This window comes from Trichodesmium erythraeum IMS101, from assembly GCF_000014265.1.
In the GTDB taxonomy this organism is placed as follows: domain Bacteria; phylum Cyanobacteriota; class Cyanobacteriia; order Cyanobacteriales; family Microcoleaceae; genus Trichodesmium; species Trichodesmium erythraeum.
The window spans coordinates 3,007,675-3,025,419 of sequence record NC_008312.1; the positions used below are offsets into that span (position 1 = coordinate 3,007,675).

Annotated in this window: 10 protein-coding genes; 3 read left to right on the forward strand and 7 right to left on the reverse strand. The window is 32.6% G+C overall.

The genetic code is table 11. The features are described 5' to 3' along the window. The first annotated feature begins 1,005 nt into the window (after positions 1-1,005). The gene (locus tag TERY_RS09170; RefSeq protein ID WP_081432539.1) at positions 1,006-2,358 is read left to right on the forward strand and encodes a DNA phosphorothioation system restriction enzyme; all 1,353 of its coding nucleotides are present in this window, start codon (positions 1,006-1,008) and stop codon (positions 2,356-2,358) included. An 841-nt stretch (positions 2,359-3,199) separates the two neighbouring features. Here TERY_RS09170 and TERY_RS09175 read toward each other — a convergent pair. Both TERY_RS09175 and TERY_RS30445 read right to left on the reverse strand, forming a co-directional pair. Beyond that, the gene (locus TERY_RS09175) at positions 3,200-5,869 is read right to left on the reverse strand and encodes an MGH1-like glycoside hydrolase domain-containing protein (protein ID WP_155994379.1); all 2,670 of its coding nucleotides are present in this window, start codon (positions 5,867-5,869) and stop codon (positions 3,200-3,202) included. A gap of 609 nt (positions 5,870-6,478) precedes the next feature. Continuing rightward, positions 6,479-6,694: a hypothetical protein gene (locus TERY_RS30445; RefSeq protein WP_044136635.1), complete on the reverse strand. Its 216-nt coding sequence runs from the start codon at positions 6,692-6,694 to the stop codon at positions 6,479-6,481. Positions 6,695-8,042: 1,348 nt separating this feature from the next. On the opposite strand from TERY_RS30445, the gene TERY_RS09185 reads away from it, so the two are divergent. Then, a complete protein-coding gene (locus TERY_RS09185) occupies positions 8,043-8,624 on the forward strand; it encodes a hypothetical protein (protein WP_011611572.1) in 582 nt (193 codons plus the stop codon). A gap of 255 nt (positions 8,625-8,879) precedes the next feature. After that, on the forward strand, positions 8,880-9,662 hold the full coding sequence (locus TERY_RS09190) for an ABC-2 family transporter protein (RefSeq protein ID WP_011611573.1): 783 nt from the start codon (positions 8,880-8,882) through the stop codon (positions 9,660-9,662). Between the two features lie 693 nt (positions 9,663-10,355). Here the strand turns inward: TERY_RS09190 and TERY_RS09195 are convergent. The 5 genes from TERY_RS09195 to TERY_RS09210 all read right to left on the reverse strand — a co-directional run bounded on the left by TERY_RS09195 (position 10,356) and on the right by TERY_RS09210 (position 17,663). Then, positions 10,356-12,050, reverse strand: a complete 1,695-nt coding sequence (locus TERY_RS09195; protein WP_011611574.1) for a tetratricopeptide repeat protein — start codon at positions 12,048-12,050, stop codon at positions 10,356-10,358. 686 nt (positions 12,051-12,736) lie between these two features. Beyond that, complete coding sequence (locus TERY_RS32805) at positions 12,737-12,889, reverse strand: hypothetical protein (protein ID WP_155994380.1); 153 nt, start codon at positions 12,887-12,889, stop codon at positions 12,737-12,739. A 1,604-nt stretch (positions 12,890-14,493) separates the two neighbouring features. Further along, positions 14,494-14,697 (reverse strand): hypothetical protein, encoded by a 204-nt coding sequence (locus tag TERY_RS09200; protein WP_044136637.1) that lies wholly within the window; start codon positions 14,695-14,697, stop codon positions 14,494-14,496. A gap of 684 nt (positions 14,698-15,381) precedes the next feature. After that, positions 15,382-15,603 carry a ferredoxin-thioredoxin reductase variable chain gene (locus TERY_RS09205; protein ID WP_011611575.1) on the reverse strand — a complete coding sequence of 74 codons (222 nt, stop codon included), beginning with the start codon at positions 15,601-15,603 and terminating at the stop codon, positions 15,382-15,384. A 122-nt stretch (positions 15,604-15,725) separates the two neighbouring features. Then, positions 15,726-17,663: a protein phosphatase 2C domain-containing protein gene (locus TERY_RS09210; protein ID WP_011611576.1), complete on the reverse strand. Its 1,938-nt coding sequence runs from the start codon at positions 17,661-17,663 to the stop codon at positions 15,726-15,728. Positions 17,664-17,745 lie beyond the last annotated feature (82 nt).

The window sequence follows — 17,745 nt, forward strand, 5'->3', positions numbered from 1 at the left end:
ATATTGAAGCCTTAAACTTTCTAAATCATGAAACAGTACTGATTTTTTTAATTTCACACCATAAACTGTGAGAAACATTTAAGAATTTTTTGTAATATTTTTTTACTTTATGTAAATATTTCCATAAAAAATCACTTTTATAGCTAAGACTCTTTTTATTTATTTAGACTATGTATGTCTAAAGTATAAAATTATTTAGCTTAATCTCAAAAATCAATTTTTTATCTTTTGACTGGAGATATTTATTATTACTATTATATCTGTTAAGATATACTCAGGACTGCTATATATCTGTCACAAACTATCTGGAATTGCTGCTATAGATGGTTAATCATTCTACTTACGTTCAGTTCCAAATAATTAATCAATATAGCAATTCTTAAATCTGATTTGTAAACTTAGCTTAAAGTCTGATATTACCTATATTTTAGTAATTTTGGAAAAAAATATAACTCACGAAATCTAAATATAGCATAGAATCTAGACTCTTAAAATGTACGTTATAAATCAGCTATTATACTAGTGAAGTACAGAGTTATATCTAATAAAATAGATTGGTAATCCGTGTATATCTAAAAAACTATTTTTCAATTCATAAAAAATATCTATCCAAAGCTCTTTATTACGAATATAAAGTCTTATTAACTCCCACGCACCTTATTAGGAAAAGTTGGGAAAGTGGTCTTTTTTGAAAAGATTAATAAATCACTAGTATACTAACCCTAAATAATTTTTAAGATAAACGATGTATCATGGAAAAGTACAATTACTTAGCTTACCATATTTTACTATATATGATACTTTTTTTTGATATAACTTATAATTAGTATACTAATTCTGAAGAAGCTTATAAAATATTATTTAGTAAATTTATTTAATTATCATAAAGTAAGAGTAAAAACTATTACTAATTGACGGCTAGCAATAGATTTAATTTATCAAAAAGTAGTGTATATAAAAGTAGCAAAAGTGAATATTTTAGTAGAAAATTTAGGAATTCCTAGAATGCCATCTCATTTAACATTACGACCCTATCAGGAACAAGCTATTAATAATTGGTTTGCTAATCGAGGTAGGGGCATTTTAAAGATGGCAACTGGTACTGGTAAAACAATAACTGCTTTAGCGATCGCTACTCAACTTTATCAAAAAATTAGCTTACAAGTATTAATAGTAGTCTGTCCTTATCGTCACTTAGTAACTCAATGGGGAAGAGAATGTGAAAAATTTGCCTTCCAACCAATTCTAGCTTTTGAGAATGTAAATGCTTGGCAAAATCAACTTTCTACCATACTTTATAACATTCACTCTGGTAATAAAAAATTTATTTCTATTATTACTACTAACTCTACTTTTATCTCAGATAGTTTTCAATCTCAGCTTAAATATTTTCCTGAAAAAACTTTAATTATTGGCGATGAAGCTCATCATTTAGGTTCCCCAAAATTAGAGAAAAGCTTACCAAAAAATTTTGGCTTAAGACTCGCCCTATCAGCTACCCCAGAAAGATATTTTGACAGCCAAGGAACTACAGCAATTTTAGATTATTTTGGTCAAGTATTGCAACCAGAACTAACTTTAGCTAATGCCATTCAACAAGGTGCTTTAGCTCGTTATCTTTATTATCCAATTTTAGTAGAGTTGACTGAATCAGAAAGTCGAGATTATGTCAAACTAACCTCTAAAATTGGTTGGGCATTATTATTGTCAGAAAAAAGAAACGTAAAAATAGAGAAAGAAGATTTAACAGCTTTATTAATGCAGCGTTCTCGATTAATTGCTTCTGCAAAAAACAAATTGACGGCATTAAAAAAATTAATGCTAAATCGTTTACAAACAACTCATACCTTATTTTATTGTGGAGATGGATGGGTAGAAAAAAACAATATTTCAAATTTACGACAAATGGAAGCAGTAGTAAAAGTATTAGGATCAGAATTAGGTTATCGTGTTAATACTTATACCTCTGAAACTTCGATTAAAACAAGAGAAAAGTTAAGAAAACAATTTGAAAATGGAGAATTACAAGGTTTAGTAGCAATTCGTTGTTTAGATGAAGGAATAGATATACCAGCAATTAAAAATGCAGTTATTTTAGCAAGCAGTCAAAACCCCCGACAATTTATTCAGAGAAGAGGTAGAATTTTACGACCTCATTCTAGTAAAGAAAGGGCAACTTTATTTGATATGATTGTTTTGCCTCCAGATATGGGTAGAAGTACCTTAGCAATAGAACGAAATTTACTCAAAAAGGAGTTAAAACGTTTCTTAGAATTTGCTGATTTAGCAGATAATGCTGGAGAAGCTAGGGTAAAACTATTAAGCATCCAAAAAAAATACGGATTATTAGATATTTAACTCCGATAAATCTGTAACTAAATTATATCTATATTATATATCGTGTTTCAATACCTAAATTTTCTCTAACTGTATTACTTCCTATCTGTACCAGAATAATTAATTCTTCTGTAGCCATTATTTTTTAATATAAATATTGGTTAAACCCTACTGAAAAAACAAATCATTCGTGACTAATGTTCATGTTAATTTAAGTTTGAATATTAACAGCCATTATCTGAAGTAAGTTAGTTTTTATCATATTTTTTTCTCCTAGCTGAAGATAATTATTAAAACTTTCCTGCAATTTAACAACAATTAAATTTTTTAGTTTCTAGATTTCTTTAGACGCTGAGAAAAAACTAATTAAGCCTAGGTAGAGAGATTGTATGTAACCTCCCTATTCATGAAGAGAGAGATCAACATAAAAATAATTGATAAACTTCTAGCTAATAATTATCAAAAAAGTAACTCAATTTTTGTGACATCAACTTGATAAATGTTTGCTACAAATTTGGAGAAAATTTTTTATAAATTATATCTCAGAAATCAGGAATCATAATTAATAGCTTTAATACCATTTTTTATCTGAAATCATCTTTTTTTTCAAACAAAAATCCCCTCTAAAATCTTTTTATCCTCCTTACAATTGGTAACATTATTTTTTCACCCTTGGTATTAATTACTTAACAATTGAAATCCAACCTAAGTAGAGAATTATTTTTGGGAATTGGTATTATTCGGCTTTAGTAGTTAGCCTCATATCTCCATCTTTCCCAAAAACACATCTCCCGGCCTCTCTACCTGCCCAAAATCCCATAATTAGGAATCTACAGAGACTTAAGATCAACCAGCAAGACAACTAAATCTCACAACTATACTCACTCCGCTGCTGAATCAATTTCGCCACCAAACCAGTCCAACCAGTCTGATGATTTGCACCTAAACCCGCACCCTTATCACCATGAAAATATTCATAAAACAGAATTAAATCTTGCCAGTGATCGTCATTTTGGAACATTTCCGTATCTCCATAAACCGGACGTTTTCCATTTTTATCTTTAAGGAAAATGTTAATTAGTCTCGCTTCAATTTCTAATGATACTTCCCACAAATTCATCATCTGACCAGAACCAGTCGGACATTCTACCCGAAAATCATCACCTAAATAATTATGAAACCTTTGCAGAGACTCTATCATTAAATGATTGATTGGAAACCATATAGGACCTCGCCAATTAGAGTTTCCTCCAAACATTGCACTAACAGATTCAGCAGGTTCATAATCTACTCTGTATTCATCTTCATCAGCATAAAAAATATAAGGATTTTCCGCATGGTAACGAGACAAAGAACGAACGCCATAATCACTAAAAAACTCATTTTCATCTAACATTTTTTCCAGGATAATTTTCAGCCTTTCCGGACTAACAATAGCGAGTAAGCGTTCTGATTCAATTCCACAAGCTTCCAGACAAGCAATATTAGCACTAAGATCAACTCTATTTTGCATAAACCAGTTGACTCTTTTTTTGAATTTCGGTAATTTTTGCAAAGTTTCTGAGTCAATAATTGCTACAGCAAATAATGGTATTAATCCTACTATAGAACGAACTTTTAAGTGTATATCTTCCTTTCCTGGTTCATGCAAAACATCATAATAAAAATTATCAGTTTCGTCCCAAAGTTGAGTACCACCAGGACCTAAATGATTCATGGCATCTACAATGTAGAGAAAATGCTCAAAAAACTTAGACGCAATATCTTCATAAACATCATTTTCGAGGGCAAGTTCCAGAGCAATTTTTAACATATCCAAACAAAACATTGCCATCCAACTTGTACCATCTGATTGTTCAATATGCCCTCCAGTTGGTAGTTCAGAACTCCGGTTAAATACCCCAATATTATCTAATCCTAAAAAGCCTCCTTCAAAAACATTATTTCCCTCAATATCTTTCTGGTTAACCCACCAAGTAAAATTGAGTAAAAGCTTTTGAAATACTCTTTCGAGAAACTTTCTATCCTGGCGACCATAAACTTCTTTTTCTATCTGATAAACTCTCCAAGTTCCCCAAGCATGAACCGGAGGATTGACATCATTAAAATTCCATTCATAAGCTGGTAATTGACCGTTGGGGTGCATATACCATTCCCTAGTAATTAAGTCTAATTGATGTTTAGCAAAATTAGGATCAATTATTGCTAAAGGTATAGTATGAAAGGCTAAATCCCAAACAGCATACCAAGGATATTCCCATTTGTCAGGCATAGAAATTATATCATCATTAAATAGATGAATCCACTCAGAATTTCTAATATTTTTCCTATTTTCTAATATTGACGGCTCTTGAAAATCCCCTTTTAACCAATCTTCTACAACATAATGATAATATTGTTTTGTCCATAATAATCCAGCAAAAGCTTGACGCTGAATATTTCGCAATTCATCCTTCATTTTACAGGGAGAAATCCTCTGATAAAATTCATCTGCTTCCTGAATTCTTCTTTGAAAAGTATCGTCAAACTTGGCATCAAATGGTTGTCTAATTTCTGAAGAATTAGCAAGTCTTAATTTAATAGTTTTAGTTTCACCTGGTTTTAGTTCTAAAAGATAATGTGGAGCAAACTTTGTGCCAGACATATTAGGATTAATAGCATCTTTTTGACCATTTACTAAATAATTATTGATGCCATCTTTCACATAAGGAGAAGTATTTTTTTCTCCAGATAAACGTTGTGCATTTGTTTCATTCTCAGTAAAAAATAGTTCCATAGTTTCCGAAAAATAAAGCCACCTTTTACCTAAAGTAGGGTGGTTAGCTTCAACGAGACCATGATTAATTTTTTTGAGGATAGGCTTCTCTGAATCTTGAGTCCAAGACCAAGTATTTCTAAACCAGAGAGTGGGTAATAAGTGTAACGTTTTAGTTTCTGAAGCTAAGTTATTTACTGTAATTTTAATCAGAATATCTTCCGCTGTAGCTTTAGCATATTCAACAAAGACATCAAAATAACGATTTTCAGCAAAGACTCCAGTATCAAGCAATTCATATTCTAAAGACTTACCATCGCGCTGTTGATTTTCTGTTAATAACTCAGTATAGGGAAAAGCAGCTTGGGGATACTTATAAAGTGCCTTCATATAACTATGGCTGGGGGTATTATCTAAATAAAAATAATACTCTTTGACATCTTCACCATGATTTCCTTGAGTGCCAGTTAAACCAAAAAGTCGTTCTTTGAGCATTAGATCTTCGCCATTCCAAAGAGCGATCGCAAAACACAGTCGTTGATGATTATCAGAAATACCACAAATACCATCCTCTCCCCATCTATAAGCACGATAATGAGATTGTTCGTGGGAAAAATAATCCCAAGCAGAACCATCTTCGCTATAGTCTTCCCGTACTGTTCCCCATTGTCTCTCACTCAAATAAGGTCCCCAACGTTGCCAGTATGCTTTATGGTTAAGATCTGCTTCCAGTCTTTGTTCTTCTTGAGTCAAAATGTTATGGTTTTGAGTATTCATAATCATTGATACTTTAGAATGGCTTAGAATCTTAATTTACTATAACTGTCCTCAAGTATTTGTAACAAAATGATCTTTTTTATCTTTATTAGGATCGTTTTATAACAACAACTTTCCCAAGAGTCGTGAAAAATCATACTTATAGCAATAAACTCAGTTTTTGGTTTGAATTTGTAAGCTCACGGGGTAAGAAGCAACTGAAAACTATTATGAGATGGAGAGGTAAAGATATTCACTCAGTGAAAACTTGACCGTTTGTAAAAAAAAATAATCTTTATTAGTAAAGGTGTAGATAAGCAATATCACCAAATTATTATTTTAACTTTAGCGATCGTCTATGAAACATAATTATTTTATGAATTTACTCATTACTGTTACTATACCTCATAAGGGAACAAAAGCACTGTAAATTTGAGAATAGTTGTAAATGTCAAAGCTCAACAAATCATCATTTTTCAACAACCATCCACATATTATTATCAAATTCAAAAAAAAGCATTGGTAAATGAAGATATGACTAGGAAAAAATGCGACCGCTGTTTCGTGCTTAAATTGCTGAGTCTTCTCAGTATAAGGTATAGGAACACTTCTAAATTTGAGATAGTGAGATTATTGACTCACTGAATTTCTCAGCATCATTTCAGACTTAGAGCAACAAAGGGTTTTTCTTTGAGCAAGCAAGATTATCTCATACTTTGGTGTTTTCTCCCTCAACTCAACTGATGTAAATTTTGCTAACAACTCCATCCGGAAGAAAACTTGGAGTAACTTTCCAGCCATCAGTGACGTCAAAGTAGCATCTCCTTGAGATCCACTATTTCCCATAATAGTTGGAAGGTTTCGACGCAATGATCTTCAAGTAACCTTCCTTTTATGACTTTTTCATATAGGAGCTACAACTTTTGAGAGCAAAATTTTGTTTTTTTTTGATCTCACAGAGACTTCTAGTTCCTCTAATTCTCCCACTTGAACAATTGTTTCCAGCTCATAAGCTTTTTTGTAATAATTTTCCTACTTATTTATACAATTGATAATTGCCAGAGGACTTATGCCTTTTAACTGACCAAAAAAAACCATGCCATCGACGTAATTCATGTTTTAGATCATCTCAATAGCTTCTTTGTGTTTGATAGTAGTCTAAAAAAGGTCTTCTACTCACAACCAACATAGATTTAGACTTAATCATTGTTTTCCTTTCTTTTTTTTCATTTTTATGAATATGAATTGATTAACATCGAGAAAATTGTATTGAAGTTCAACTGGGCTTATTGAAAAAACCATACCCTAATTTACCAACACCCAAAAAAGTGATGCTTCAAGAAATATTTTGACCTGAGCCTTTCAAGAAGTAATATCTTTTAAAAATTTATTAGTGTGATCATAGGTTGGGTAATAGTCATTTTATAGCAATTTCCTAAAGTTAGACTAAATATAACTTGAGCTCTTAGCTTTCAAGCTTAATAGATTTATTTACCAGTAAAATTTCAAGTTTATGAAACAGGTATTAATTATTACTTATTAGTTAGCTGTTGATCTGTATAGTTATTCCATAATCTATTAATTACAAATAAAAAATCAATACGATAAACTCAAAAAATGATTGACAAAAATTTATTTATATACTAGGATTTTAGTTTTGGCGTATAAATTATCTACTCTGAATCCCATCCTAAATATAAAATAGTAGATGGACCTCTTGTCTGAGGAGTGTTGAAAATTGTAGCAACAGTATCATATATGATACAGTTTCTTGACTCACTAGAGATTTATACCAAAACCCTATCGGTTTATCGGTAGGGATAAACAACATCAATAGTCATTCTAGAAGAACAAAAAAATAGAGGAAATAACAAACCAGGTGAGAAGGAAATTTTTCAGTCTTATAGACAAGACATGCAAAGGATAACTCAGCTCTTTAAGAAGGAAGTAAAATCATCCTTTTCTGCTTCCTATACAAGCAGAAAACTGCGAAATATTTATAGTTAATCTTGAAGGATAAGTGGTGTTAAAAAATTAATTACACATCTATACAAGCTGAATTCTTTGCTTTAATTACGAGGGCAAAGATTAAAATAGGTAAATAATTTTGTAATACTACTTATCTACCTGAGAAAAGCCAATTAATTAAACTAAGTCAAAGTCGATTAAACAAACAAAAAAAGGGGGTAATACTATGAAATTAAAAACAAAACTATACACTGATGCTGTCAAAGAGGCATTACTTTCCTTATCAGACATAGAATTTTATAATACTATACACTATTGGCTTGAACGAATATCTAAAAATTATTGGGAAACAGAATTATTAGATGAAATGCAGCTGGCTTTAGGTTATACATTAGAGTCAGGAGAAACCCTACAATCTTACAAAAATTGGGATGAATTAATGTGTGCTGAACCTGACTGTAAAAATGTCTATTTAATCGCACCATCACCTTTAAAATTACGCAGGTACTTATATCAAATGGATTCACATTCTTTTTATGAAAATATAATTTATCTAGCAGGAGTTGCTTATACAGATGGACAAATAGGTGAACCTCCAAATGCTTTTTGTGACGGATATGAATTTATGGAAAACTTAGTTGCAAATCTCAGGAAAAATCAACCTAACCAAGAAATAAATTATCCCCCACAAACTATCCCAATTATGAATCAAATTCAGTCAAACGAAAAGCTTTTTCAAGTATCAGAATATTGGCGGAGTTATAGTGGAGGTAAAGTAACTGATTTTGTACTTTTAACATCTAATTAGAAGGAAAGAAAAAGGAAGAAATAGGAAGCACATCAATATATTGATAGAACTTCTTGTAAATAACTATTTGATCTAATTACCTATTCTCTCATCTGATCAAAACTATTTCTTACTTTTCTAGTTACCAATTTTGTTGTCCAAAACATAACAAAATTAATAGTAGGGGGAATTTATGAATTCCTCTTACAGACAGAAGTAAGATAGAATTGGGTTCAATTTACTTGCTGCTATTATTTTACTTTCAATTAAGTCACAATGAAACGATACTTACAAGTACTAAAATTATTTTGGAGTGCAGCTATTGCGGCTGAATTAGAATACCGTTTCAACTTTATGATCGCAGCCATTAGCAGCATAGGAGGTTTACTAGGTAGCTTATTTAGTTTACTTCTATTCTATAGAACAGGCTACAAATTTCAAGGTTGGAATTGGGAAGAATCTTTAATTATCCTAGCAATTTTTACCATTTTACAGGGTCTTTCAGCAACTTTTTTGATTCCTAGTTTAAACCGAATTGTGAAGCAGGTACAAGAAGGTACCCTAGATTTTGTCCTTCTCAAACCCATTAGTAGTCAATTTTTGCTTTCTACTCGCACAATTTCTCCCTGGGGAATACTAGACATAATTTTTGGCGGGTTCCTCTTAGAATATGCCGGTAGTAAACTTGGTTTAGGAATAAGCAATTATTTGCTTACCATACTTCCAATGGTCTGTGGGATAATTATTCTTTATAGTATCTGGTTTATCCTGGGCTCTACCAGTATTTGGTTTGTCAAAATTTATAACTTAACAGAAGTCCTCAGAGGTTTATTAGGAGCAGGAAGATATCCAATAGTAGCTTACCCTACTGCTTATCGTTTCTTCTTCACTTTTCTAGTACCAGTGGCATTTTTAACTACTGTACCAGCTCAAACCATATTAGGTAAGGCTGGAAGTACTTGGATATTGGGTTCTTTTGTTTTAGCAGGCGGATTATTTTTTGCCTCTATTCAATTTTGGCGACTCGCTCTGCGCTATTATACAAGTGCTTCTAGTTAAAGGAAGAAATAAAAAGGAAGAAAGAAGTTTAATTTCAAAGTTGATAAGATAGGAAGACTTTTCCTCCTAATGACGAATAGTTAGGGGAAATTAAGACCAAGATCAGGGAGACCTTTTTGTAGTATTCTTTACTTCACCTTTGATACAACACCAAAGTCTACGGAAAAGTTATCATGGCGACAATAGGAAAAACTATTGGCCCACCGAAGATAATTGCTCCCTTCCACTACGTTCCAGTAGCTGCAGACCGGCTTTTTTGCGAAAAGAAAGTAAATAGGGTCAAAAAAATTGTTTAGCAGAAAAAAAACTACTCCAAGGTTAGATATTAGTTAAGTCGAAGTCCAAATACAAGTAGTTCCTCAGCAACTAGTCTCAGTATGGTGCTTCTCTAAAGCAGAGAGGAAGTCTTATATTTTGGTGCTTATGATGAAGTAATAGAACATTGGGTAAAGCAACAGAAAACTAGACGTAGGAGAGCATCAAATATCTATAGTGATACCCCCATTAAATTACTATTGACTATACAATTATTGTTTGGTACTGCTCAATAATAGACGGAAGCTTTTAACCGAATCTATATTTAAATTGATGGACTTGTATAGATAAGGTACACTCTACAGACCTATAATAAATGATCTGGATTTGATCTAATTTAAGGATTATCTACCGCCTCAAATACTACTCAAAATTAAATTAAACAGTTAATTCTAATCGTTTTTTTCTTTCAATTGCTTCGTGATAGTCAGGTTTAATTTCTAATACAATTTTGTAAGAACTAACAGCTTCTTGAACATATCCTAATCTTTCCAGAATTAATCCTCTTTTCAACCAAGTTTCATGATTACCAGGCCTTAAAGAAATGATTTTGTTATAGGCAACGATCGCTTCATCTAACCTCTCTAATTTTTCCAGCATTAAAGCTAATTGTAACCAAGCTTGATAATTACTAGGCCATATACTAATAGCTCGACTATAACTCAAAACAGCTTCTTCATAATTTGCCATTTTTTCTAAGTTTAATCCCCGGTTTAACCAACCATCAAAATTATTTGGTTGTTTTTCAATTACCAAATTATAAGCTTCTATTGCTTCAGGATATCGCTCTAACTTTTCTAAAGCTGCTCCTCTCTGTAAACCTACTTTAGCAACAGAAACTCCTTGCTCAAAACTCATTTTTATCACTTTGTCATAAGCTGCCAATGCTTGATCATAATTTTGGACTCTTTCTAATGCTTCACCTCGACAATTCCAAGCCTCTAAAAAATATGGCTCAATACTAACAGCATTACCATAAGCAATAAGAGCTTCATTATATTTACCTAGAGCCATCCATGCTTTACCTCTACCTAACCAAGATTCGGGATAATTAGAGTTAATTGTAATTGCCTTATTAAAAGACTCTAATGCCTCACGATATTTAAATAAATCTAATAAAATATAACCACGACTAATCCAAATTTCTGGTAAATTAGGGTTAAAATTAATTGCCTTATCTAAACAAGCAACTCCTCCTTCTTTCCAATGATTTTTTAAAGCTAATCCTTTATAATACCAAGCTTCATAATCATCAGGATTTAATTTAATTGCCTTATTAAAAGAAGAGACTGCATCGTGATATTTATGTAGTTTACTTTGAGCAATACCTAAGTTAAACCAACCTAGATAATTCTCTGGTTGTAATTCTATAGCGTGGCCATAACTGATAACTGCTTCTGCATAACGTTGAGTTTGAAATAAAGCTAATCCTCTCTTAAACCAAATATCATAATTATCAGGTTGCAGCTTCGCAGCACAATCATAAGCTGCTAATGCTTCAGCATATTTTTGCACATTTAATAATGCTTGACCTTGACCATACCAAATTTCTCCCTTCATAGGTTGTATTTTTAGTGCTTCTTTGTAGCAGTATATCGCAGGTAAATCTTGTTTTAATTCGCTTAAAATAATTGCTTTATTAAACCATGATTGATAATCATTTGGATTAATTTTAATTGCTTTGTCAAAGCAAGCGATCGCTTGCTCATACTGCTTTAAATTAGATAATACAACTCCATAACTATGCCAAGCTTGATGAGCGTTTTGTTTGAGAGATAGGGATCTTTTATAAGCCTCTACTGCTTGTTCATACTTTTGCAATTTAGATAAGGCCTCAGCTAGTTTTAACCAACCTATAGCCCAGTCTGGCTTTATTTTCACTGCATTTTCGTAGTAGGGAATAGCTGACTCGTATCTACCCATTTCATACAGTCTGTTACCACGGTCATATTCTGGGAACGCAGAAAAGATGCTAAAAATTCCCTTAGAAGAGGAAATAGTTTGATTATTTTTAGTATTTAATGTAGTTAAAAATGTCAATTTTTCCGATGATTTAGCATGAGTTTTGCTCATAATTTTTTCCTAGAAGCTGATAGGACAAATTCTGGAATAATATTATATTTTTTGTGATTATTTAATATCTAATTTTTAAGTAGAAACTTATCTCTTAAACTTATCCAGAATATATTTCATTAAGGATTACTTTTTTTTGTTTTTTTTAAAGAGTAAGGATAAATAGGAATTATAAAGCAATACGCTTTATTTAAGGATTTTTTGCCCGATTTATGCTAGCTCAAAAGCCCATAATTTTGGTTCCATGCCTTATAAGTTTTTTTTCTTATTTGAACTGTATTGAATTAACTCAGAGGTATCTAGATATATTTATCCCATGATTTTTCTGCTATTGTCTGATCAAAAGGTTAACTTCTTGAGTTTAAACAATCGAAAAGCTGGCACTTTTTTTTAATCCTAAGAAGCTAAAACCTTTATATGCTAATAATTTGATAGCTAATTAGCCAAGACTCATTATCATAAATCTTCTACTCTTTGGGTCCATCTATCTACCTACTTTTTTCCTCTTTTTGTTTAATACAAAATATTATACTGAATTTACATATTTTTTTGGGCAACTATTCTGATGATAAGTGTTCTTAAGAGAATGTAGTTGTAATTAATATTAATTATATCCATAAAACAAGTTACCGAAAAATTAGGTTGAAACCCTCCCTCGTCCATCGGGGGACTTGAACGCATTTTTATCAACTATCCTTGACTATTCTTAATTTCTGATTTTCCAATTTTTGTTTTTCCCTTAATTGTCTTCCCTTCACTTTTTTATGGGGAATACAGATATTTTTATATTGATTTTGGAGACTTTGGAAAGCACTCATAACTTCTATTGGTGTCTTCATAGGTATATCTCCTATTAATTTTGTCTGATCATGGAACTTTTGATTTTGTCACGGCTGTCACCCTTGTCACTCCTGTGACTTTTTGTGGTATAGTATTAATATTACTTATCATCAAAACTAAAAAATTTATCTATTTCAGAATGATAGTAATAGGTTTATACAAACTAGAAATATGCACAGGCAACTAAAAAAATAGAGGTTCAGCAAAAAACGGGGTAAATGCACAATTCAATTCAATGTATCTCCTACTTCTCTAAGTAAAAAGTTAGCCCAAATTCTATTACCATTTTCCACAAAAAATATATTGTTTATGGATTGACAATTCGTATTCTTATAGGTCAGATAAAAAGTAAGTTTTATAGTATAAATAAATTTAAAAAATAAATGGCAATATCTTTTTAGTAATTTATAGCTTATTAGAAGTAATTTAGAGTAGTTTTTTTATCTTCATGAAAACCTGACATACTCACATCCCAGAATTGCTGAAACTCTGATTATCTCGTTGACTTGCGTTTTTCCCATACTGGGATTGGATTTGAGGGCTATTATTTTAGTAAAAACTGCTATATTGACTTTTTTATCAAAGGAGTGAGTATATTTGGGGGTCTGAAAGTATTGCTGTGTTGTGTTTTAAAATCGTAGATCCCCCCAGCTTCACCTAAAGCGGAATTAATTGGAAATATTCTATCAACTCCCTGAATAGGCTAATTATACTCCGCCCCAGCTTTGCCTGAAGCGGAATTAATAGAAACGTTAAGCACCTGCCTCCTTTTTGGTTCCCCCCCAGCTTTGCCTGAAGCGGAATTAATGGAAACCTGTCCTCTAAATACGGATCAAAATAATCACCTTTAACGTTTATCCCCAGTTTCGCCTGAAGCGGAATTAATGGAAACTTACATTCTGTTTCTGCAACGATAACTCCTTCAGACTACCCAGCTTCCTCTGAAAGAGATATGCCTGTGAAGATTTGGATAGAACTTATAAGTGGTTTCCAAGGTCTCCAAAACTAATATGAAAACATCTGTATTACCCATAAAAAACCTAAAGTAAAACAATAATTGGAGAATCAGAAATTAAGAAGAGCCAAGGTGAGTATATGAAAATGCGTTTGCAGGCATCAAGCGTTATAGAGCTATTAGTTAAATTTAACATAGTCATCAAGATAATTTTGAGCACAAATTAATCTTAATCCTAACAGCAACTGGGTTATGGAATTTCTACTTGATAGCAGCATGAGGACAAACACAAAGGATAATTTTTATCTGACTTGAGGAAACTAGATTTACCTGTGCCAAACCATAGTAACGTATCCCGTAATTTGAGAAAGTTAAATATTGTGATACCAGTTAGACTAATGATACCAAGTTTTTCCCACCGCAGTATATTCTACAGACAGGCGTTAAAACTTACTCCTGTTCGTAAATAGAAAACCAAAACTCATAGATTTTGGTAAACATAGAACATCGCGTAAATTACATCTAGGTGTAAAATGTTGCTAATCATCTATTTAAAATAACTATATTAGAATATTTAGAGCTCGCTAATGACTTAACCCCTTGGACCCTGCTTAACTGGGTACAGCTTGCACCAAGCATATATTCAAACTAGAGAACTTTGAGCTCCTGAAACTGCTTACCCTTGATCAATAAAAAAGTTTGTGTAACCTCAAAAAAAAACAAATTTGGGTCTGGACAGTTGTAAATAGCTAAATGCCAGAAAATCTGAAATTGGTGATAGGCGATCGCTCCCCTCTTCCAAGAGTGAATTTTTCCATCAAATTTTAGCCTCCAGGGACTTTTATTAGCCATTTGCCAACTATTTTTTTTATGTATTTTACTTGCGCCAACTTATCCTGACTTTCAGTATTAATACTTAATTAATCGTGCTCCTTTTCTTACGGTATTTTTGCACTACACTTTAAATTAAAGAATCTGAGTTTAAACCAAAAAGAAGTCAGACAAAAATAATATTACTAAAATTTGCAACTAAACAATAGAACCAGAATTATGAGCCTTTAAATTTTGCAGAACTTCAAAAAAAATCCTTAACTGAATCATATTGTGCTATGAATAAGCACTAGAAGCAGCCTAAGTAGGGCTTGCTGATGAAAGATAAAAGCATTGAAATATAGAGATTTTAGCATTGCTGGATTCCCAACAAACATCTATTTTTGGCGCTCTAGAGCTTTAAAAAATAATATTTTGGGGAGATCACTGAAAAAGGCCACAAGGAAAAAATACATTCAACTACCTCTTCTATAAATTCCCTGTTTTTCTATAGGACGTTGCATGCAACGTCCCTACCCACCTCCCTATTCTCCTACTCCTGAAAAAGATAAAGAAGATCAAACCCTAAATATTTGTAGCAAGAATTTATCAAGTTGCTACAACTCAAATATAACCTCTATAATCTATTCAATAAATAAATAAATAAACAAATAAATCAATAAATGGGGACAGCCCTACATAAACCCCATTAGTATTCACCTCAACTTATGAGATTATTTCTAACTCCTCCTCCTTAAGATGAACTTTAAATTTTGTAAATTTGACAAGAATTGGTAAATTCGCACTAACTGGTCTACCTTTCCATTCATTGATAATATTAATCACTTCTCCTTCGTGATCTTTAATATCAAATGGTTGTCCTTTATGTTCAGGATGAATGTAAACAACAACAGAACTATTAACGCGAACACGATCGCCTAATTTCATATAAAACCTTCTACTATTCTCTCTGATAAATTTTTATGCAACTCCAAGAAGAAATTACAAGCTTATTTAACAATTTTCTTATTTTTGCATAAAACTTACTGTTAAAAACCCTCAAATAAGGATTAAGAACTAGGAGAAATTCTAGTTTCTGAAGGCTCAGGTCTCATAGGACTCTCCCAAGGTGCAGGACTATCCCTAGGAGTTGACTGAAAATTTTCCCAATTGCGCCATACCGATATAATTGCCCCCACCAACAAGATAAATAAGACACCCATCATACACATCCAGGGTTTTAACCAGAAAAAATTTTGGACAGGTTCCAACTGAAATTCAGACTCAGCTTCTGATACTTCTTCATCATTATTGTAAAGAAGCTCTTTAGAAGCCTCAGACAATTCTGTCATTAAAATTTCCTTTTCTGGAGTTGTTACTGTAGGAATATTAGATAAGATTAACTTCTCTGGAGAAAGACGATAGTGGACAAGCACCACCGAAGTATTATCATGACCATTTTTATGATTCGCCAGCTCAATTAAAGACTCTACCCCCTGTTTTAGAGAAATTTCACCCTGGAAAACTTTAGAAGCATATTCAGCCCAAGAATTCTCAACCCAATTATTATCACTCAGGCCATCGGAACATAAAAGTAATATCCCCTCTTGTTCGATCAAAAATCTTTGAATAGTAGGATAAATAAACTCCCCATCTCTTGTACCCAAAGCCTGAGTCAAGGCACCACCATCACGACGTTTTAAACCCTGCCAATACAAACAATGACCCAAACCAACTTCTCTAGAAGCAACATTATCATCCACAGTCAACAACTGACAAGTATTTCTACTTAACCAATAAGCACGACTATCTCCCACATGAACTATATATAACTCATGGGCATTATTTGGACTAGATTCTGGGGAAGGTTTCACCTGTTGGGGTAACTGTAATGCCATGGCTAGTGTTGTACCCATGCGCTGTCGAGACTCTCTTCCTTGTTCATCATTCTCCGTAGCAATCATATTATTGACTACCCGAATAATTTCCTCTAGTTGTTTATTGACTAAGTTTGGGGATGTTAACTCCTCTTGTTGCTCTACCTCTATTAATAAATTTTGAACTAATTTTTTTATTGATTGTACTGCAAGTTGACTAGCTACCTCTCCGCCATCATGGCCACCCACTCCATCACAAATTATTGCTAAATTGGGCACTAGTTGATTACTATTTAAGTCCTCTTCTGTAGGATAACAACAGTCTTCATTATGCATACGCACGGGACCTGTATCCGTCGCCCCCATGATATCGGATTTTAATGGTAATTTGGCTGCCTGTTCTAATAGTAGTTGGTTTAATTTCGGAGCGATCGCCTCTAAAGATTCCCCAATATCACTAATCATATGACAAATCTCTGTCAATGGTTGTTGAACGTTAGGATGAGCTGTCGGAAGCAAATTTGACCAAAAAATCTTAAAATCTCTAAGTTTAGTTTTACGGGTTTCTAGGTTTAACTCTAACAATCGTAATCGCCAATCTTCCACCCGTAAATTATTGGTCAATAAACTAAAAGCTACACGCTCTTCTGATAGAGGTTTCCATAATTGCATCATTTGCCACAACCAGTAGACCTGACGTACAGGACTTGCTGTGGGCCAAGCTTCTACAAGACTAGGAAGCAAATTACCTTTAGAGTCCAGAGGAACATTATCTAATAATAGAATATCTGTAGGATATGTTTCTTCTCCATACTGATAAAAACCATATACATCTGGTGTATGAAGCCTCTCAGGATATAAGCGTAGATAAGGCATAATATAATCTGGAAATTCCTCGTGCATAAATGGAGGTTCACCAGGCTTCGTATCTAGCCAAACTTGTGGAGCTACAACATAGTAGCGATCGCCCAATAACTCCCCTACAGAAATCTCGACTTTTGGAGCAACTGCCCATAAATAGCGATAGATTAATTTAGTTTGGCAAGCTTCACACTCTTCCTGATCCCAAGAGTGAGAAACACTAGAACAATTAATATTTGGACAATGAATTATTGGCGCAGAATTAATCATAGTTGGGAATTAAGTCAAAAATCAAAAGTAATACAATTTACTCTTTATGAAGTCAAAAGTTTTACTATTTAAAAATTAATTT

Excerpts from the sequence above, each read along its gene's own strand:
- TERY_RS09200 (WP_044136637.1), bottom strand. The coding sequence starts at position 14,697 with ATGGCTAATAAAAGTCCCTGGAGGCTAAAATTTGATGGAAAAATTCAC.
- TERY_RS09175 (WP_155994379.1), bottom strand. The coding sequence starts at position 5,869 with ATGAATACTCAAAACCATAACATTTTGACTCAAGAAGAACAAAGACTG.
- TERY_RS09205 (WP_011611575.1), bottom strand. The coding sequence starts at position 15,603 with ATGAAATTAGGCGATCGTGTTCGCGTTAATAGTTCTGTTGTTGTTTAC.
- TERY_RS09185 (WP_011611572.1), top strand. The coding sequence starts at position 8,043 with ATGAAATTAAAAACAAAACTATACACTGATGCTGTCAAAGAGGCATTA.
- TERY_RS09195 (WP_011611574.1), bottom strand. The coding sequence starts at position 12,050 with ATGAGCAAAACTCATGCTAAATCATCGGAAAAATTGACATTTTTAACT.
- TERY_RS32805 (WP_155994380.1), bottom strand. The coding sequence starts at position 12,889 with ATGAAGACACCAATAGAAGTTATGAGTGCTTTCCAAAGTCTCCAAAAT.
- TERY_RS09210 (WP_011611576.1), bottom strand. The coding sequence starts at position 17,663 with ATGATTAATTCTGCGCCAATAATTCATTGTCCAAATATTAATTGTTCT.
- TERY_RS09170 (WP_081432539.1), top strand. The coding sequence starts at position 1,006 with ATGCCATCTCATTTAACATTACGACCCTATCAGGAACAAGCTATTAAT.
- TERY_RS30445 (WP_044136635.1), bottom strand. The coding sequence starts at position 6,694 with ATGGGAAATAGTGGATCTCAAGGAGATGCTACTTTGACGTCACTGATG.
- TERY_RS09190 (WP_011611573.1), top strand. The coding sequence starts at position 8,880 with ATGAAACGATACTTACAAGTACTAAAATTATTTTGGAGTGCAGCTATT.